This is a genomic window from Micromonospora sp. NBRC 110038 (assembly GCF_020884815.1).
GTDB classification, from domain to species: domain Bacteria; phylum Actinomycetota; class Actinomycetes; order Mycobacteriales; family Micromonosporaceae; genus Micromonospora; species Micromonospora haikouensis.
The window spans coordinates 26,782-45,063 of sequence record NZ_BBOL01000009.1; the positions used below are offsets into that span (position 1 = coordinate 26,782).

The 18,282-nt window shown below is 74.6% G+C and carries 15 protein-coding genes and 1 pseudogene; 8 read left to right on the forward strand and 8 right to left on the reverse strand.

Annotated features, from left to right (window positions below):
- Positions 1–182: 182 nt before the first annotated feature.
- The gene (locus LPU61_RS25665; protein ID WP_229406418.1) at positions 183–551 is read right to left on the reverse strand and encodes a hypothetical protein; all 369 of its coding nucleotides are present in this window, start codon (positions 549–551) and stop codon (positions 183–185) included.
- 178 nt (positions 552–729) lie between these two features.
- On the opposite strand from LPU61_RS25665, the gene LPU61_RS25670 reads away from it, so the two are divergent.
- A complete protein-coding gene (locus LPU61_RS25670; protein WP_229406635.1) occupies positions 730–1,368 on the forward strand; it encodes a hypothetical protein in 639 nt (212 codons plus the stop codon).
- Positions 1,369–2,081: 713 nt separating this feature from the next.
- On the opposite strand, the gene LPU61_RS25675 is transcribed toward LPU61_RS25670, so the two are convergent.
- Positions 2,082–3,566: a C40 family peptidase gene (locus LPU61_RS25675; RefSeq protein WP_229406419.1), complete on the reverse strand. Its 1,485-nt coding sequence runs from the start codon at positions 3,564–3,566 to the stop codon at positions 2,082–2,084.
- 240 nt (positions 3,567–3,806) lie between these two features.
- On the opposite strand from LPU61_RS25675, the gene mqnE reads away from it, so the two are divergent.
- The 3 genes from mqnE to LPU61_RS25690 all read left to right on the forward strand — a co-directional run bounded on the left by mqnE (position 3,807) and on the right by LPU61_RS25690 (position 5,769).
- Positions 3,807–4,976, forward strand: coding sequence for an aminofutalosine synthase MqnE (gene mqnE / locus LPU61_RS25680; RefSeq protein ID WP_229406420.1), 1,170 nt, complete (start codon positions 3,807–3,809; stop codon positions 4,974–4,976).
- 22 nt (positions 4,977–4,998) lie between these two features.
- Entirely contained in the window at positions 4,999–5,433 is a 435-nt protein-coding gene (locus tag LPU61_RS25685; RefSeq protein WP_229406421.1) for a hypothetical protein, read from the forward strand.
- A 69-nt stretch (positions 5,434–5,502) separates the two neighbouring features.
- Complete coding sequence (locus LPU61_RS25690; protein ID WP_043961364.1) at positions 5,503–5,769, forward strand: DUF4229 domain-containing protein; 267 nt, start codon at positions 5,503–5,505, stop codon at positions 5,767–5,769.
- A 3-nt stretch (positions 5,770–5,772) separates the two neighbouring features.
- Here LPU61_RS25690 and LPU61_RS25695 read toward each other — a convergent pair whose 3' ends face one another.
- Positions 5,773–7,113, reverse strand: a complete 1,341-nt coding sequence (locus LPU61_RS25695; protein WP_229406422.1) for a peptidase C39 family protein — start codon at positions 7,111–7,113, stop codon at positions 5,773–5,775.
- Between the two features lie 217 nt (positions 7,114–7,330).
- Here LPU61_RS25695 and LPU61_RS25700 point away from each other — a divergent pair.
- The 4 genes and pseudogenes from LPU61_RS25700 to LPU61_RS25715 all read left to right on the forward strand — a co-directional run.
- A pseudogene (locus tag LPU61_RS25700) lies at positions 7,331–8,641 on the forward strand (M14 family metallopeptidase); the annotation flags it as partial.
- A 373-nt stretch (positions 8,642–9,014) separates the two neighbouring features.
- The gene (locus tag LPU61_RS25705; RefSeq protein WP_229406423.1) at positions 9,015–9,953 is read left to right on the forward strand and encodes an ABC transporter substrate-binding protein; all 939 of its coding nucleotides are present in this window, start codon (positions 9,015–9,017) and stop codon (positions 9,951–9,953) included.
- Between the two features lie 77 nt (positions 9,954–10,030).
- On the forward strand, positions 10,031–11,113 hold the full coding sequence (locus LPU61_RS25710; RefSeq protein WP_043961370.1) for an iron ABC transporter permease: 1,083 nt from the start codon (positions 10,031–10,033) through the stop codon (positions 11,111–11,113).
- Positions 11,110–11,922, forward strand: coding sequence for an ABC transporter ATP-binding protein (locus tag LPU61_RS25715; protein ID WP_229406424.1), 813 nt, complete (start codon positions 11,110–11,112; stop codon positions 11,920–11,922). The genes LPU61_RS25710 and LPU61_RS25715 overlap by 4 nt, the downstream gene beginning before the upstream one ends.
- A 70-nt stretch (positions 11,923–11,992) precedes the next feature.
- Here the strand turns inward: LPU61_RS25715 and LPU61_RS25720 are convergent, their stop codons facing one another.
- From LPU61_RS25720 to LPU61_RS25740, 5 genes are all read right to left on the reverse strand, one after another.
- A complete protein-coding gene (locus LPU61_RS25720) occupies positions 11,993–12,784 on the reverse strand; it encodes a VOC family protein (RefSeq protein ID WP_043961374.1) in 792 nt (263 codons plus the stop codon).
- Between the two features lie 177 nt (positions 12,785–12,961).
- Positions 12,962–13,699: an ABC transporter permease gene (locus tag LPU61_RS25725; RefSeq protein WP_043961376.1), complete on the reverse strand. Its 738-nt coding sequence runs from the start codon at positions 13,697–13,699 to the stop codon at positions 12,962–12,964.
- Between the two features lie 13 nt (positions 13,700–13,712).
- Positions 13,713–14,633 carry an ABC transporter ATP-binding protein gene (locus LPU61_RS25730; protein WP_229406425.1) on the reverse strand — a complete coding sequence of 307 codons (921 nt, stop codon included), beginning with the start codon at positions 14,631–14,633 and terminating at the stop codon, positions 13,713–13,715.
- 27 nt (positions 14,634–14,660) lie between these two features.
- Positions 14,661–15,914: a serine hydrolase domain-containing protein gene (locus LPU61_RS25735; RefSeq protein ID WP_374199719.1), complete on the reverse strand. Its 1,254-nt coding sequence runs from the start codon at positions 15,912–15,914 to the stop codon at positions 14,661–14,663.
- Positions 15,915–16,084: 170 nt separating this feature from the next.
- Positions 16,085–18,094: an AAA family ATPase gene (locus tag LPU61_RS25740; RefSeq protein WP_043961380.1), complete on the reverse strand. Its 2,010-nt coding sequence runs from the start codon at positions 18,092–18,094 to the stop codon at positions 16,085–16,087.
- Between the last annotated feature and the right edge of the window lie 188 nt (positions 18,095–18,282).

Below are 18,282 nucleotides of genomic sequence, written 5' to 3' on the forward strand. Positions count from 1 at the left end.
CGCCCATGGGCGCGCCTCACGCGCGCCGGGTCAAGGATCACGACAAGTGTACGGCGACAAGGCAAACCCGCCACCGTGCCACGAGACCGTAGTGGGCGGGCTCACCATCCCCGGCCCGCTCAGCCGCCCTCCGGTCCGCCTCGGTGGCCTGTGCGGTCCGCTCAGGCGTCCCGCCGGCCTGCTCAGCTGTTGAGGAGGCCGCCGACCAGCCCGTCCATCGCGTCGCCGGCCAGCAGCACGACGAGCACGCCGATCGCGACGAGCAGCCCGAGCGACGCCACCAGGACGATCAGCACCTTGGCGGTGCTGGACCGCGCGGTCGGGGCGTCCGTCCAGCCCTGGGCCAGGATGTGCCCGGTCAGCGAGCCGGAATTGTCCAGTTGGCTGCCGGTGGGCAGCGCGACCGTGGCGAAGCCCGGCCCGTCGGTGCCGTACGCGGTGCTGGCGAGGTCGGCCGTCCCCGGTTCCGGGCGGGCGGTGGGGCTGCCGACGGTGGCCCGGCCGCCGGGGGCCCCGCCCGGGGGCGCGGGAGGCCCGTCCGGGGGCGCCACCGGCCAGGCGGTGGTCGGGGCCGCGCCGTACAGGCCGGACGCCGGCCGACCTGCGGCCGGCGGCCCCGATGCGGGAGCACCCGACGCCGGGACGCCCGATGCGGGAGCTGCCGAGGCGGGGACGCCCGAGACCGGGGCGGCCGGTGCCGGCGTCCTTGCCACGCCGGTGGCGGCGGGCGTGCCGTCGCGCTGGGTGGCCGGGTTGGTCGGCGGCGGCCAGACCGGGAGCGCCGGGGCCGGCACGACAGGGGACTGCGCGGCGGGCGGTGACGCCGGCTCCGTCGGGAACGGCGGTGCGGCGTGGCCCGCCGGCCAGCCCGCGGGGGCCCCGGACGACGGCGGAGCTGACGACGGCGCGGAGCCGGCCGGGCTGGCCGGTGGCCAGGCCGGGGTGGCCGGCGCGGTCAGCGGCGGTGGCGGGAACGGCGGTGCCGGCATCGGGCCGGGCGGCGGCGGGGACGGCGGCACGGCCGGGCCGGGCGGGGGGACCGGCGGGCCCGGCACGGGCGGCACCGGCCCGGGCGGATGCACGGGACCGGGCGTCGGCGGCGGCACGGCCGGGCCGGGCGGCGGGACCGGGGCGGGCGGGTACGGCCCGGGGGCCGGCGGCGTCGGCTCGGGGACCGGCGGGTTCGGCGACGGCGGTGGGGGACCCGGCACGGGCGGCGTGGGCGGGTTCGGCCCCGGAACGGGCGTGGGTGCCGGGGCAGGCTCCGGTTCCGGTGGCGAGGGCGGCCCGGCCGGCTTCGGGGGCTCGGCCGGCTCCGGGGGCCGGGCGGGCTCGGGCGGCTCGGGGCTCACCGGGGCCGACCGGTAGACCTTGGCGCTGCCGGGCTTCGCCGCGCCGGCCGCCTCCGCCCCGACGGCGCCTGCCGCCTCGTCGGCGGAGACCCGGTTCAGGCCGGGCACCGAGACGCTGGCCCGGGCGGACCCGCTGCCGCCGGCCCGCTGGCTCGGCACGCCAGCGCCGGTCCGGGCGCTGCCCGGGGCGGGTGCCACGCCGACGCCGGCGTCCGGTGTGACACGGGCGTCCGGCGTGACGCCGCCGCCTTCGGCACCCGGTGTCGGCCCGGTGGCGGCGCCCCCGGTCGCCCCGCCGGGCGGCGTCGAAGGCCGTCCCGGGACGGAATCGAGCGCCGGGGCACCCGCGCGGTACGTGGTGCCGCTGCTGCCCGCGACCGGCAACGCGGAGCTGTCGGGCGGGACGGTCACGCCGGAGACGCTCACCCGGGCCCGCGCTGTCGCGGCGGGCACCGTCGCCCGTCCGGCCGACCCGGGCTGCGACCCGTCGGCCGGCGCGGTGCCGACCGGGGTGCGTGTGGAGCCGGCCGGGCCACCGCCCGGGGCGGGTGTGGATCCGGGGTCAAGCCGGGATCCGGGGTCGGTCGTTCCCGCCGGAACCTCTTGCTCGCCCATGGTCGTCCTCCGTGCCCACGCTCGCCTCCGGGCCCGAGGCGTCGGGCCGAAAGTGTATGGGTGTCACGGTGCCACATTCCCGCCCGGCAGCACAGCCGGAGTGGACGGATGCGCTCAGTCCGCCGTGCTCGTCGAGGGGTCCGGTGCGGCGCTGTCGCTCGGTGCCAGGCTGCTGGCCTGGGCGGTTGGCGCGGGCGACGGGGACGGGGTGTCCGACGGGCTCGGCGTCGGAGTCGGCGTCGGCGTCGGGCTCGCCGTCGTCGGCTTCGGCGACGGGGTCGTGGGCTTCGGCGACGGGGTGGTCGGCTTCGGCGTCGGAGAATTCGTCGGCTTGGGGGTGCTGGTGGGCTTCGGCGTGGTCGGAGCCGGGGTGGGGGTGGGCGTCGGGGCGGGCACCGCGCCGACCACGCGGGTCGCGGCGTAGAGCCGGGACCAACCCACCGTGCTGATCTTCACCGTCTGGCCCGTGGTGGGGGACTGCACCATCTTGCCGTTGCCGATGTACATCGCGACGTGGTGGATCGTCGTCCAGCTGCTGCCGGAGGCGAAGAACAGCAGGTCGCCGGGGAGCAGCGCGCTGCGGCTCACCGTGCGGCTCCGGGTCGCGTAGTACTGGTCGCGGGAGACCCGGGGCAGCTGGTTGTAGCCGGCCGACCGGTAGGCGGCCCACATCAGCCCGGAGCAGTCGAAGGCGTCCGGGCCCTCGGCGGCCCAGACGTACGGGTCGCCGAGCTGGGCCAGGGCGTAGCGGACGGCGGCCAGCGCGGTCGGGCTCGCGGTGAGGCCGTTGCTGCTCTGCCCGTCGACGTAGCCCGCGCCGAGCTGCTGCTCGAGGGCCTCCTGCTGGCGCTCCAGCTCGATGATCTGCGCGGCGTTGTCCTTACGCAGCTTGAGCAGCTTCTTCTCCTGCTCGTGGAGCGACTTCTCCACGGCGGCGTACTGGTCCCGGACCGAACGCACCCGGGTGTCGGCGGCGAGCCACGCCTGGTAGGCGACCTGTTCGGCGGCGCGGGCGCGGGTCAGCTCGCCGGCCGCGGCGGTCGTCGCCCCCTCCGCCTCCTCGCCCCGGGTGATCTGCTGGAGCATGTTGAGCCCGTGCAGGTCCTCGGCGAACTCGCCGGGCGGCAGCGCGGCGGCGGCCTTGAGCGCGCCGGCCGCGGCGGCGTCGGCGCCCTCCTGGGCGCGGGCCAGGGCGTCGCGGGCCGCCTTCAGGTCCCGGTCGGCGGCGGCGAGCTGGGCCTCGGCGTCGGTGCGGGTCTGCCGCAGCCCGAGCAGTTGGTCGCCGAGGAGGCCCACCTGGGCCTCGGCGGCCGCGATGGCGGCGGCGAGCGGGCCGGTGCCGAGCGGCGTCACCGGCGCGCCGGCACCGGGGACGGCGGGGCCGTTCAGGCCGGGCACCGGGAGCCCGCCGACGGCGACGGGGCGGGAGCCGGTGTCGGGTACGACGTTGGGCAGCGGCGGTTCGGCGTACGCGGGGGTGGCGAGCGCGGCCGTGGCCACGGCGCTGAGCAGGGCGGACCACAGCATCGGCCGGAGCACCGGCGAGAACAGGGGCGCCCTCCGTCGCTGCCGTCGCTGTCGTCGCGTGCTCTGCACCATTCCGCTCCCCGTCCGGCGTGGGTGGGCGCCGCGCTCGGGTGGCGCGACGGCGGGGGCGGCCCCGAATGTGGCGCGCCCCACCCTGTCTTACCGCACCCGGGCAGTGATGTCGATGGCGTAACAGGTTACGAGCGGCTGAGAGTCCGGTGAGGTACGTCGCTGGGGTCGACCGCATCGGCGGTGGGTCGACGACCCGACGTAGGCTCGACGGGACCGCAGGTGGAAGGGACGTGGCTTTCGATGGACGCCGGACTCAAGCGCGAGCTCGAAGAGAAGGTGTACGCGGGCGAACGGTTGACCCGTTCCGACGGGATCGCCCTCTACGACAGCGACGACCTGACCTGGCTGGGCCGCCTGGCGCACCACCGGCGCACGGAGCTCAACGGCGACCGGGTGATGTTCAACGTCAACCGGCACCTCAACCTGACCAACGTGTGCAGCGCCTCCTGCGCGTACTGCTCGTTCCAGCGCAAGCCGGGCGAGAAGGACGCGTACACGATGCGCATCGACGAAGCGGTCCGCAAGGCCAAGGAGATGGAGGACGAGCAGCTCACCGAGCTGCACATCGTCAACGGCCTGCACCCGACGCTGCCCTGGCGCTACTACCCGAAGGTGCTGCGCGAGCTGAAGGCGGCGCTGCCGAAGGTCAACCTGAAGGCGTTCACCGCGACCGAGGTGCAGTGGTTCGAGAAGATCAGCGGCCTGAGCGCCGACGAGATCCTCGACGAGCTGATGGACGCGGGCCTGGAGTCGCTGACGGGCGGCGGCGCGGAGATCTTCGACTGGGAAATCCGCCAGCACATCGTCGACCACGCCTGCCACTGGGAGGACTGGTCGCGGATCCACCGGCTGGCGCACTCGAAGGGCATGAAGACCCCGTCGACGATGCTCTACGGCCACATCGAGGAGCCCCGGCACCGGGTCGACCACGTGCTGCGGCTGCGCGAGCTGCAGGACGAGACGGGCGGCTTCCAGGTCTTCATCCCGCTGCGCTACCAGCACGACTTCGTCGACTCGGCGGACGGCAAGATCCGCAACCGGATCCAGGCGCAGACCACGATGGCCTCGCCGGCCGAGTCGCTGAAGACGTTCGCGGTCTCCCGGCTGCTGTTCGACAACGTCCCGCACGTGAAGTGCTTCTGGGTGATGCACGGCCTGTCGGTGGCCCAGCTCTCGCTGAACTTCGGCGTGGACGACCTGGACGGCTCGGTCGTGGAATACAAGATCACCCACGACGCCGACTCGTACGGCACCCCGAACACCATGCACCGCGACGACCTGCTGCACCTGATCTGGGACGCGGGCTTCCGCCCGGTCGAGCGCAACACCCGCTACGAGATCGTCCGCGAGTACGACGCGCCGCCGTCGCTGGCGGAGCGCCGGTCCGAGCCGCAGCAGGTGTGGGCCTGAGCAGCCCGTACCCTCGTAGGTCATGAGCGAGTCGAGTCGTCAGGGTCAGGGCGGGTTCCCCCGGCGGGACGCCGAGGGGCGGATCGTCGCCCTCGGCGACCTGCTGGGCATCAGCCTCGCCGGTCTGGTGATCGGCCTGCTCGCCCTGCTGCTGTTCGACTGGGGCTTCGCCACGGTGGGCGCGGGCGACTTCGGCCGGGCCAACGGCTGGCTGGCGATCATCCTGCCGGCCTGGCTCTACTGGGAGGACTTCCGGGCCTGGGAGTTCGGCGCGGCCCGCGTGGTGGCCGCGCTGGTGGCGGCCGGGCTGGCCGTGGTCGGTGGCCTGGTGGTGGCCGGGCTGGCCGACGGGCTGCCGCCGCTGCTGGGCGGCGGGCTCGGCGCGGCGGCCTTCACCGTGGTCTACGCGGTGGTCTGGTTTACCGGGGTCCACTGGCTGGCCCGCCGGACGGGCTGAACCCCGCCCGGCGGGGACAGCCGGGGCGAACCCTACGGCCGGCCCCGCCGGCGGAGAACGGAGTGCGACGTGAGCGCGGCGGTCAAGTACACGCTGGGCCGGATCGGGCTGTTCGTGGTGGTCATGGCGGCGCTGTGGCCGGTAGACCTGAACGTCTTCCTGAAGCTCATGCTGGCGTTGGCGTTCTCCGCCGCGCTCTCGTTCTTCCTGCTGCGAAGCTGGCGGGACGAGATGGCCGGGGAGATGGCCGGGGCCGCCGAGCGCCGCCGGGCCGAGAAGGAGCGGCTGCGCTCCGCCCTGGCCGGCGACGACGAGCAGCCCGGCGACAAGAGCTGACGGCTACCAGTTGGTCGAGCCCGGGACGGCCGGCCACGGCTGGTTCGTCGGCTTGATCAGGTACGCGATGCCGCCCGAGCCGCTGGCCACCTTCCCGTCGGCGCGGTAGCGCTTGGTGCGCAGCCAGATCTGCTCGAACTGCTCCCGCTGGTAGACGTTGCGCACCTCCGCGTTCGACGACGACGCCGGGTCGTTGACGATCACGTCGCCGTCGGCGGTGAAGCCGACGACCACGAAGAGGTGCCCGGAGGTGCCGTAGTTGGACCCGTCCAGCTCGGTGTCGAGGAAGGACTGCGAGGTGATCACCGGGATGCCGGCGGCGACGAAGCGTTCCACCTCGTCGAGGGAGTGCAGCCGGGTCACCCGGGCGTCGATGTCGGGGAAGCTCGCGGCGTACGCGGTGTTGAACGGCCAGTTGCCCGCGCCCTCGTACTCGTAGTCCCAGGTCATCCGGGCGGCGTGGGCGACCTGCGGGTCGGTGTAGCCGGGGGTGACCCAGGCCAGGTCCTCGGCCGACGGACCCCGGCCGTAGTACTCCAGCACCATCGTGGTCGACGTCGGGCTGCACCAGACCTGCCCGCCGCCGCCCCACTCGGGGTAGTTGCCCTTGTGGATCATCTGGGAGCGGGCGGGGACGGGCAGTTCCTTCCCCCAGGCGATCCCGCCCCGGCTCGGGGTGACGGTGAACCGGTCCGGCACGTTCGAGCTCATCGCGCCGAGCATCCGGACCCGGGGCGAGGCCGTCTGGCCGGGCTTGCGGTAGAGGCTGAGCCGCAGCTGGTACGACCGCAGCAGCACCCCGGCGTCGGCGTCGTCGATGGCGAAGGTGTCCGTCCACACGCTCGACCACGGGTCGCCCTGACCGTCGAGGGTGGACCGTTTGACGTCGGCGTCGCCGGAGGCCCACCGGCCCATGACGTACCAGGGGGTGCGGTCGCCGGTGTTGTACGTGCCCTGGAGTTCGACCTGGAGCCAGGTGCCCGCCGGGGTGTCGGCGTTCCACGAGGCGACCAGTTCGGTGGCGTCGAAGCCGATCCGGGTGGTCGGCGAGGTCCAGGTGGCGTACTCCCAGGTGCTGGTGGTGCCGGTGTGCTCGTCGGTGAACTCGGTCGTCCCGGCGGGTCGGCCGATGGTGATGCCGGCGCGGTGGCCGGGGACCGCCCGGGTGCCCCGGTGCGTGCCGGTACGCCAGTCGGGGTGGCGGGACCACTCCTGGAACGTGATCTGCTCGTCGTGCTCGACGGGCGGGCGGTGGCCGCCGGCGTGGGCGGGGACGGCCGTGCCGGCGAGGGCGAGTGTGGCGACGCCGGTGAGCGCGATCGCGCGTAGGGCAATGCTGGCCATGGGATCTCCGCGGGGTGAGGCGGGTCGGGGCATGCTTGCCGGTCACTATCCCGCCCGTCGGGAAGTTTCGCCAGATGTTCCCGCCAGGAAAATCCTTGCCGGCATGAGGATGCGGTCGGGATGGATCGCATAGTGAAAGATATTGATCTGACCATGTGACAAGTGGTGAAGTGTTGACCACGAGACGGGATCTCCCCGTACCCCCAGGAGGTTGTCCATGGCCTTCCGCACCCCGACCCGCCTGCGTCGCGCACTGGTGCTCGCCACCGCCGCCGGCCTGGGCCTCACCGTCGCCACCGGGCCGGTCTCCGCGCGCCCCGCCCCGGAGCCCGCCGCCGAGCCGGCCGCCGCCGAATACGACGTGCTCGGCGTACGCACCCTGGCCGCCCGCACCGCCATCGCCCGCACCGGCGCCGCCGTCGACGCCGCCGAGCACGGCATCCTGCACGTCACGGCGACCGACGCCGAGGCGGCGGCGATCAGGCGGCTCGGCTACCAGGTGGAGAAGCAGGCCCCCGTCCACGCAGGCGGCGTCGGCACGACCGGCTTCCCGTCGGCCGACTCCAACTACCACGACTACGCCGAGCTGACCGCCGTGGTGAACAAGGTGGTCGCCGACCACCCGACCCTCGCCCGCAAGATCAGCATCGGCAAGTCGTACGAGGGCCGCGACCTGATGGCCGTCAAGATTTCCGACAACGTGGCCACCGACGAGGCCGAGCCGGAGATCCTGTTCAACTCGCAGCAGCACGCCCGCGAGCACCTGACCGTCGAGATGGCGATCTACCTGCTCAACCTGTTCACCGACAGCTACGGCAGCGACTCCCGGGTCACCAACATCGTCAACACCCGGGAGATCTGGATCGTCCCCACCGTCAACCCCGACGGCAGCGAGTACGACATCGCCACCGGCTCCTACCGGTCCTGGCGCAAGAACCGCCAGCCCAACAGTGGCGCGTCGGCGGTCGGCACCGACCTGAACCGCAACTGGGGCTACAACTGGGGCTGCTGCGGCGGGTCCTCCGGGCTGCCGTCGTCGTCGACCTACCGGGGACCGTCCGCCTTCTCCGCCCCCGAGACGAAGGCGCTGCGTGACTTCGTCAACAGCCGGGTCGTCGGCGGTGTCCAGCAGATCAAGGCCAACATCGACTGGCACACGTACTCGCAGCTCGTGCTCTGGCCCTTCGGCTACACGACGGCGAACACCACCACCGGCATGACGGCGGACCAGTACAACACCTTCGCCACCCTCGGTCAGCAGATGGCGGCCACCAACGGCTACACCCCCGAGCAGTCCAGCGACCTCTACATCACCGACGGCGACAGCCTCGACTGGATGTGGGCGACGCACGGCATCTGGGCGTACACCTTCGAGATGTACCCCGGCTCGTCCGGTGCCGGCGGCGGCTTCTACCCGCCCGACGAGGTCATCCCGGCCCAGACCTCGCGCAACAAGGAGGCGGTGCTGCTGCTCTCCGAGTACGCCGACTGCCCCTACCGGGTGATCGGCAAGCAGGCCCAGTACTGCGCCTGACTCGCCCGTGGTGCGGGGTCCCGTCCGGGGCCCCGCACCCGTGTCGGTGTCGTCACGCCGGGTCATAGTCCCTAGATCAACGAGGTGTCGCCGGGGCGTGCGCTACGGTGGCACCGACCAAACCGCAGCGAAGCCGGTGCGAATCCGGCGCTGTCCCGCAACTGTGATGCCCCACCCGCGGCGTCCGGCCCCCGGCCGCCGTCGACCAGGCGTCGGCCGGCCGGCCGACGCCGACGTGTGTGGGGCGAGCCAGGTCGCCTGCGGCACGGTCGCGACACGCGCTCTCGAGGAAGGGCGCCTCGCGGACGGGCACCCCACCAGGCTCCTGTCGGCGAAGCACCACGCTCCTCGACCGACAGGAGGTCCAGTGTTCCGACGTACCCCCCGGCTCTTCGCCGCGACCCTCGCGGTGGCCGCGCTCGCGCTCGGCGCGTGCGCCGAGAAGAGCCCCGACGACGCCCCCACCCCCGGTGGCACCTCGGCCACCGCCGCCTTCCCGGTCACCGTCGGCAATCTCACGCTCGACAAGCGCCCCGAGAAGATCGTCTCGCTCTCGCCGACCGCGACCGAGATGCTCTTCGCCATCGGCGCCGGCAAGCAGGTCGCCGCCGTCGACGACCAGTCCAACTACCCGCCGGACGCGCCGAAGAGCGACCTGTCCGGCTTCCAGCCGAACGCCGAGGCCATCGCCGGCAAGAGCCCCGACCTGGTGGTGCTCTCCAACGACACCAACAAGATCGTCGAGCAGCTCACCACCCTGAAGATCCCGGTGCTGCTCACCCCGGCGGCGACCACCCTGGAGGACACCTACCGGCAGCTCATCGAGCTCGGCACGCTGACCGGCCACCCGGACGAGGCCGCCGACGTCAACAACCGGATCAAGGACGACATCGCCAAGCTCACCAAGGACCTGCCGCAGCGGTCGGCGAAGCTGACCTACTACCACGAGCTGGGCCCGGAGCTGTACAGCGCGACCAGCAAGACGTTCATCGGCTCGATCTACGCCCTCGCCGGCCTGGAGAACATCGCCGACGCCTCCGACGCCGACGGTAAGAACGGCGGGTACCCGCAGCTCTCCCAGGAGATCATCGTCAAGGCGAACCCCGACTTCGTCTTCCTGGCCGACACCAAGTGCTGCAAGCAGAGCCCGGAGACGGTCAAGGCGCGCAGCGGCTGGGCCGGCGTCACCGCCGTCAAGAACAACCAGGTCGTCGCGCTCGACGACGACATCGCCTCCCGCTGGGGCCCCCGGGTCGTCGACCTGCTCCGGGCCGTCGTCGACGCCGTCGCCAAGGTGCCGGCGTGACCCTCGCTGTATGGCGCGTCGCGCGCGGTGCGGTGCGTGCTGCGCGCGGTGCGGGGCGTTGAGAAGGGGCCCCTGCTGTGCAGAAAGCGTTAGCAAGGGGCCCCTCCTTCGCGCAGCGGCCGGCCGGGCTGCGGCCCGGCTGGCTCGCTGCGGGGGTCGCCGCCGTGCTCGTCGCGCTCGTCGCCGGAGTCTCCCTCGGCCCGGTCAGCCTGCCCCCCGGCAGCGTCGCCGCCGAACTGCTCAACCTGCTGCCCGGCGTACGCCTCGACAGCGGGCTGAGCGAACGCGAGATCGCCATCGTCACCGAGCTGCGGCTGCCCCGGGTCGTGCTCGGGCTGCTCGTCGGCGGGCTGCTCGCCCTGGCCGGCGGCTGCTACCAGGGCGTGTTCCGCAACCCGCTGGCCGACCCGTACCTGCTCGGGGTGGCGGCCGGGGCCGGGCTCGCCGTCACCGCCGTGATCTCCCTCGGGGCCGGGGCGGGCGGCGCTCTGACCGGGCTCCCGCTCACCATCCCCCTCGCCGCGTTCGTCGGCTCGCTCGGCGCGGTCGCCATGACGTACCTGCTCGGGGTGGCCGGCGGGCGGGGGCGCTCCACGGCCACGCTGATCCTGGCCGGGGTGGCCGTGTCCGCGTTCCTCTCCGCCGGGCAGACGTACCTGCTCCAGCGCAACTCCGACAGCATCCAGCAGGTCTACTCGTGGCTGCTCGGCCGGCTGGCCACCGCCGGCTGGCACGACGTCCGGCTCGTCCTGCCGTACTTCCTGCTCACCACCGTCGTGGTGCTGCTGCACCGGCGCGAGCTGGACGTCCTCTCCGTCGGCGACGACGAGGCCAGCAGCCTCGGCCTGCACCCGCAGCGCTCCCGCTACCTGCTGATCGCCGCCGCGTCGCTCGGCACCGCCGCCGCCGTCTCCGCGTCCGGGCTGATCGGCTTCGTCGGGATCATCGTCCCGCACACCGTGCGGCTGCTCGCCGGCTCCAGCTACCGGGTGATCCTGCCGCTGTCCCTGCTGTTCGGCGGGGCGTTCCTGGCGCTGACCGACGTGGTCGCCCGGACCGCCGCCGCCCCCGCCGAGGTGCCCATCGGCGTGGTCACCGCGCTGCTGGGCGGCCCGTTCTTCGTCCTGGTGCTGCGCACCGCCCGCCGGGTGCTGACGTGAGCGCCCCGTCGGCCGACGCCCCGCCGCCGGGTGCCGCGCCTGCCGTCGAGGTGCGGGGCCTGCGGGTCAGCCTGGACGGCGCGCCGATCCTGGCCGGCGTCGACCTGACCGTCGAGCGGGGCGAGTGGGTCACCGTGATCGGCCCGAACGGCGCCGGCAAGTCGACCCTGCTGCGTGCGCTCGGCGGCCTGCTGCCCGCGCCGGGCACGATCCGCATCTTCGGTACGCCGAGCGAGGCGCTGCGCCGCCGCGAGCGGGCCCGGGTGGTGGCCACCGTCGCGCAGTCCCCGGTCGTCCCGGCCGGCATGACCGTCTTCGACTACGTGCTCCTCGGCCGCAGCCCGTACGTTCCGCCGCTGGGCCGGGAGTCCGCCGCCGACCTGGCCGCCGTGCGGGACGTGCTGGACCGCCTCGACCTCGGCGGCTTCGGCCGCCGCGAGCTGGCCACCCTCTCCGGCGGCGAGCGGCAGCGGGTCTTCCTGGCCCGGGCGCTGGCGCAGGGGGCGACCCTGCTGCTGCTCGACGAGCCGACCAGCGCCCTCGACATCGGCCATCAGCAGGAGGTGCTCGAACTGGTCGACCAGCTCCGCCGCGAGCACGGCCTCACCGTCCTCGCCACCATGCACGACCTCTCCCTGGCCGGCGAGTACGCCGACCGGATGGTCCTGCTCGCGGCGGGCCGGGTGGCCGCCGCCGGCCCGCCGCGCGACGTGCTCACCGAGGACCTGCTGGCGACGCACTACCGTGCCTCCGTCCGTGTCCTGCCCGGCGAGCACGGTCCGCTGGTGGTCCCGGTCCGCCCCCGCTGAGGCGCAAGGAAGGGCCCCCTGTCAACGCTTTCTCTACAGCAAGGGGCCCCTGCAAACGAGCCGCTGGCCGTCAGCCGCCCGCGGGTCGGGCGATGACGGAGAACAGCGCGCCCTGGGGGTCGCGCAGCGCGGCGAGGCGGCCCTGCGGGGTGTCGTGGGGCGGCACCAGGACGGAACCGCCCAGCTCGGCGGCCCGCGCGGCGGTGGCGTCGGCGTCGGCCACGGCGAAGTACACGGTCCAGTACGCCGGCAGGTCGGCCGGGAAGTCGTCGGCCAGCGGCGGCATCATCCCGCCGACGATCCGCTCGCCGCACCGCCAGCCGGTGTAGGGGGAGTCGCCCATCTCCGGCGGGACCGGCCCCGCCGGCTGTTCCTCCGGGTGCCAGCCGAAGACCAGCTCGTAGAAGACCTTCGCGCCTTCCGGGTCGGGGGTGACCAGCTCGTTCCAGCTCATCGCCCCGGGGGTGTCGAAGAGTTCCGCCCCGGGGTGGGCCATCGGCTGCCAGACGCTGAACACCGCGCCGGCCGGGTCGGCGAAGACCGCCATCCGTCCCTGGTCGAACACGTCGAACGGGGCGACCAGCACCTGCCCGCCGGCCGCCTCGACCCGGGTCGTGACCAGGTCCGCGTGGTCGGTCGCCACGTACGTCGACCAGATCGGCACCTGGTCCGGCGCGGCCGGCGGACCGGCCCCGGCCACGGCGCGCCCGTCGAGCAGGAACGTGGTGTAGCCGGCGGCCTCCGGCTGCGGGGCGATCCGGGTGGTCCAGCCGAACAGTTCCGGGTAGAAGCGCCGGGCGTCCGCCAGGCCCGGGGTGGCCAGGTCGGCCCAGCACGGCGTGCCCGGCGGGACGCTGCTCACGCTGACCCCTCTCCACAGGTGGCGGCCCGGCGGGACGCCCTGCCCGCATCCTGGCACCGCAACCCGATGGAACGGGCTCAAACGGGACGAATAACCCCAGCCGGGCGGCGCTCGCCGGCCCCGGCCCGCGCCCCACGGCCGATCGCCGGCCCGAACAGCGCCCCACGGCGCGGGTCGTCAGCGGAAGCGACGGCCCTCGTCGCGCCGGTACGCCCAACCGGCGAGCGCCGCCAGCGCCACCACCCAGACGCCGAGCATCACCACCGACACCGGCGCGGGACGCCAGTCGCCGACCGCCGCCCACATCAGCTCGACCGCGCCCCGCGTCGGCAGGTACGGCGCGATCGCCCTGACGAAGGCGGGCGCGGCGTCCGGCGCGGAGAGCAGGCCGCCCCCGAACGCCAGCGGGAAGAAGACGATCTGGGCCACCACGATCGCCGCCTTGCTCGGCAGCGCGTACCCGATGGCGAGGCCCATCAGCGTGAACGGCACAGAGATCAGCCCGACCACGACGACGGCCAGGACGAACGCCCCGGGGCTGATCCGGGCGTCGGTGAACAGCGCCGCGATCACCACCACCGGGAGCAGGGAGAGGAAGGTCAGCGCCAGGCCCGCGAGCACCCGTCCGGCGAAGGCCGGCGCGGCCCCGGCCGGCAGGGTTCGGGTGTACGGGTTCCAGGGCTGGTCGCGGTCCTCGGCGACGCCCACGCCGTACTGGAAGATGTTGGCGCTCATCACCGCGAACGTGACCATCGCGGCGGTGGCGTAGGTGGCGCCCGTCGGGTCGTCCCCGGCGAACGGGACCACGAAGAAGAGCATCGCCACGGCCGGGAAGAAGGCGCTGCCGAAGACCGCCACCGGGATGCGGACCGTCTGCAACAGCTGGTAGCGGGCGTGCACGAGGGCGAGTCTCACGGGGTCGGTCTCCTCACGCGGCGGTCGGGGTGGCGGTGCCCTGCCCGCCCGGGGTGGCGGTGCCCTGCCCACCGGGGGAGGTGATGGCCAGGAACGCCTCCTCCAGCGAGGTGGGGCGCACCTCCAGGTCGCGGAAGGACACCCCGCTGGCCACCAGCTCCCGGACCAGCCGGTCGGCGTCGGTGGTGAGCAGGTGGGTGCGGTCGTCGACCTGCTCGACGCGGACCACGCCCGGCAGGTCCGGCAGGTCGCCCGCGACCAGGCTGACCCGGCGTACGCCGACCACCGAGCGGATCGCCGCCGTGGTGTCGTCGGCCAGCACCCGGCCCTGCCCGATCACCACCACCCGGTGTGCGAGCGCCTCCACCTCCTCCAGGTAGTGGCTGCTCAACAGCACGGTGCCGCCGTCGGCGTGGAAGCCGCGGATCGCCTCCCACAGGGTGTGCCGGGCCTCGACGTCGAGCCCGGTGGTCGGCTCGTCGAGGAGCACCAGCCGGGGCCGGCCGACGAAGGCGAGCGCCACGGCCAGCCGCCGCCGCTGGCCGCCGGAGAGCCCGCCGGCCTGCCGGCGTGCCTGGTCGGTGAGGCCGAACCGGTCGAGCAGCTCGCCCCGGGGGACCGGGTCCGGGTAGTGCGCGGCGACGAAGTCGACCACCTCGCCGACCCGCAGGGTGGCCGGCAGCCCGGTCTCCTGCGGGGTCACCCCGACCTGCAGGCGGTGGGCGGGGTCGCGCGGGTCGCCGCCGAACAGCTCGACCCGGCCGGCGGTGGGCCGGCGCAGCCCGACGAGCAGGTTGAGCAGGGTGCTCTTGCCGGCGCCGTTCGGCCCGAGCAGGCCGACCAGCTCACCCGCGCGCACGTCGAGGTCGACCCGGTCGAGGGCGAGCACGTCGCCGTACCGGCGGGTGGCCTGGTCGGCGCGGGCGAGGATCATGAACGCTCCTTGGGCTGGGGCGGCGGCTCAGCGGGGCAGGGGGCGGACCAGCGCCGGGCCGCCCGGCGACGGGGCCGCCGGGAGTTTCCCGGTCGCGCCCGCCGACCGCGCGGCGGCCGGGCCGGACAGGGCGGTGACCAGGAACGCGCCGGTGGCGGCCCCGATCGGGTCGGGCTGGCCGGGCACCTGGTAGTGGGTGACGTTCGTGCCGAGCGTCACCTGGCGGGAGCCGTCGGGGGCGTGCAGCGAGATCGTGGCGTGCCCGAAGACCACCCCGTCGTGCCCCCAGAACCGCCCGCCGGGCAGCGCCAGCCACAGCAGGCCGAGGCCGTACCCGCCGGCCTCCGGCTGCGCCGGGTCCAGCGGCACCGTGGTCCGCATCCGGGCCAGCTCGGCCGGGCGCAGCAGCCGGCCCCCGAGCAGCGCGCGGAAGAACCGGTTGAGGTCGGCCGCCGTGGAGACCAGCGCGCCGGCCGTCCACGCCCACGACGTGTTCGTCACGCTGAAGTCGCGGAGCTGGCCGTCGTACCAGGGCAGGTACGCCTCGCTGTGCGGCCCGGCGATCCGGGTCCGCCGCCCCGGGAAGTACGTCTGGTGCAGCCCCAGCGGCCGGATGACCCGCCGGTGCACCTCGTCGGCCGCGCTGCGGCCGGTCACCCGCTCGACGACCAGGCCGGCCAGGATGTAGTTGGTGTTCGAGTACGCGAACGCCGCCCCCGGTGCCCCGGTGCGGGGCTCGCCGAGCCCGATCCGGACGAGCTGGTCCGGGGTGAACGTGGTGAACCGGAGCCGCTCGACGTCGTATCCGCTGGTGAACAGCACGGTGTCGTAGTCGCCGATGCCGCTGGTGTGGTTGAGCAGCATCTCGACGGTGACCCCGGGCACGGCGTACTCCGGGAGGTAGTGGCCGAGCGGGGCGTCCAGCGCCACCCGGCCCTCGCCGGCCAGGCGCAGCAGCGTGGCGGCCACGAACGTCTTCGTGATGCTGCCGACCCGGTGCTGGAAGCCGGGCCGCATCGGTCGCCCGGTGTCGAGGTCGGCGACGCCGCTCGCGCCGCGCCACCGGTCCCGGCCGTCGCGGGCCTCGGCGAACACCCCCACCATGCCGGCGTCGGTGATCGCGCCGATCCCGGCGTCGAGCGCGTCCGCCGGCAGCCGCCCCGCCGCCGCTCCCGGCCCGGTGGCCGCGCCCGATCCATCGGCTGCGGCCGACCCGCCGGGCGTGGTGGTCCCGCCGGGCGCGGCCGTCGCCGGGGCGGCCAGCAGGGGCGTGGCCGCCAGCGCGGTGCCGGCCCCGGCGAGCAGGAGATCGCGCCGCGACAGGTGCATGCTGCCTCCCAAGTGGACGAGGTGCACCCATCATCACCGATCGACACAACCCCCGCCGATGGTGAATCGCCCGGTAAGAAGGGGACCCTTCTCGACCGTATGCGTCAACAGAGGGCCCCTCCTTACAGCGGGGCGGGGAGCGGTGCGGTGTGCAGCACCGTCAGGCGGGAGACCGCCCGGGTCAGCACCACGTACAGCCGGTGCAGCCCGCGCGGCTCGGCCGCCACGATCGCCGCCGGCTCCACGGTCACCACGTGGTCGTACTCCAGGCCCTTGACCAGCGTCGCCGGGACCACCGTGACCCGCGCCGGGGCCGCCACGTCGTCGGCGGTCGCGGTGTCGATCCCGGCGTCGGCCAGCGCCGCCCGCAGCCCGCCGACCGCGTCGTCGGCGGCGATCACCCCGACCGAGCCGTCGTGGGCCAGCGCCGCCCGCACCTCGGCCACCGTCGCCGCCACCAGGTCGTCCACGGTACGCACGTCCAGCGCGCCGTCGCGGCGCAGCGACTCGGCCGGGGGTACGTCCACCGCCAGCGCCGGCAGCAGCCGGTTGGCGAACGCCACCACGGCGGCGGGCACCCGGAAGCCGACGCTCAGCGGCACCACCGTCGCGTCCGGCTTGCCCAGGTGGGCCAGGGACTCCCGCCAGTCGCGGGCGGCCCACGGGGCGGTGCCCTGCGCCAGGTCGCCGAGCAGCGTGATCGACCCGTGCTCGCTGCGGCGGGCGATGGCCCGGCACTGCATCGGGGAGAGGTCCTGCGCCTCGTCGACCACCACGTGCCCGAAGCCGGCGGGGCGCTCCAGCAGCCCGGCGGCCTCGTCGACGAGCACCGCGTCGGCGGCCGTCCACTTCGTCGCCTTCGGGGTGCGCGGCGGCTTCGCCCAGGTCAGCAGCGCCTGCTCGGCCTCGGTGAGCACGCCGTCGGCGGCTGCCGCGAGCACCGCCGGGTCGGCGAGCAGCCCGTGCACCAGCCCCTCCGGGGTGAGCGCCGGCCAGACCGCGTCGAGGAAGTCGGCGACCGGGCGGATCTTGCCCATCCGGCGCAGCCAGGCGTCGCCGGGTGACTCGGCGCGGCGGGCCTCGGCCTGGCGTTGCAGCAGGCCCACCACCCGGGCCCGCACCCGCTCCCGGCCGGTGGCGTACGGCAGCCCCTCCCGGCGGGTCTCCTCGACGACGCGGTGCAGCGGGTCGAGGCCGATCCGCCAGCGGAACGACCCGTCGGAGACCATGATCGGCTCGGCCGGGGCGGCGATCCGGGCCTCGACGGCCCGCCGCAGCACCTCGGCCATCCGCGCGTCGTGCTTGAGCGCCGCCACGGCCGGGTCCTCCACCGTCCGCACCGGCACCCGGGCGATCAGGTCCTCCACAGTCGCCTGCTCGACCTCGACCTCGCCGAGCGCCGGCAGCACCGCCGCGATGTAGGACAGGAACGCCCGGTTCGGCCCCACGATCAGCACCCCGGACCGGCGCAGCCGCTCCCGGTGCAGATAGAGCAGGTACGCCGCCCGGTGCAGCCCGACGGCCGTCTTCCCGGTGCCGGGCGCCCCCTGTACGCAGATCGAGGCGGCCAGGTCGGCGCGGACCAGCTCGTCCTGCTCCGGCTGGATGGTGGCGACGATGTCGCGCATCGGGCCGACGCGGGGGCGCTCGATCTCGGCGGTGAGGATGCGGCTGGCCGTCCCCAGCTCCTCGCCCCGGTCCAGGTGTTCGTCCTCGAAGCTGGTCAGCGCCCCGGCGCTGAAGCCGAACCGGCGGCGCACGGTCACGCCCTGCGGGTCGCGGGCGCTGGCCCGGTAGAACGACCGGGAGACCGGGGCACGCCAGTCGAGCACCATGGGCTCGCCGAGATCGTCGGTGACGTGCCGGCGACCGATGTGGTGCTCCTCGTCGCCGAACGTGAGCCGGCCGAAGAACAGCGGGGTGTCGGGCTGGTCGGCCAGCTCGGCGACGCGGCGGGACAGGGTGCGCCCCAGGGTCTCCGCCGTGTACGCGTCGCCGGCGACGTTGTGGCCGGTGGCGAAGAGGGCCTCGGTGCGTTCGCGCATGCGGGCCAGCGCGGCGCGGGACGCGTCCAGGTGGGCCCGTTCGGCGGCCAGCTCGGTGTCCAGGGACATGGGGGCGTGCGGGGTCATCCGACCTACTCCTCGGCGCGGGGGACAACACTGCCGCTCGCGTTTCCGGCAACGGGGGCCGGCGCGGGGACGTCCGCTGCGGTGCTGGACACCTCGGCCGTCGGCGGGGCCAAAAACTCTACTCTCCCCACCCACCCCCACCCACCCCCACCCACCCCCGCCCCCACCCCCGCCCCCACCCCGCCCCC

Excerpts from the sequence above, each read along its gene's own strand:
- LPU61_RS25730 (WP_229406425.1), bottom strand. The coding sequence starts at position 14,633 with ATGATCCTCGCCCGCGCCGACCAGGCCACCCGCCGGTACGGCGACGTG.
- LPU61_RS25685 (WP_229406421.1), top strand. The coding sequence starts at position 4,999 with ATGAGCGAGTCGAGTCGTCAGGGTCAGGGCGGGTTCCCCCGGCGGGAC.
- LPU61_RS25695 (WP_229406422.1), bottom strand. The coding sequence starts at position 7,113 with ATGGCCAGCATTGCCCTACGCGCGATCGCGCTCACCGGCGTCGCCACA.
- LPU61_RS25740 (WP_043961380.1), bottom strand. The coding sequence starts at position 18,094 with ATGACCCCGCACGCCCCCATGTCCCTGGACACCGAGCTGGCCGCCGAA.
- mqnE (WP_229406420.1), top strand. The coding sequence starts at position 3,807 with ATGGACGCCGGACTCAAGCGCGAGCTCGAAGAGAAGGTGTACGCGGGC.
- LPU61_RS25675 (WP_229406419.1), bottom strand. The coding sequence starts at position 3,566 with ATGGTGCAGAGCACGCGACGACAGCGACGGCAGCGACGGAGGGCGCCC.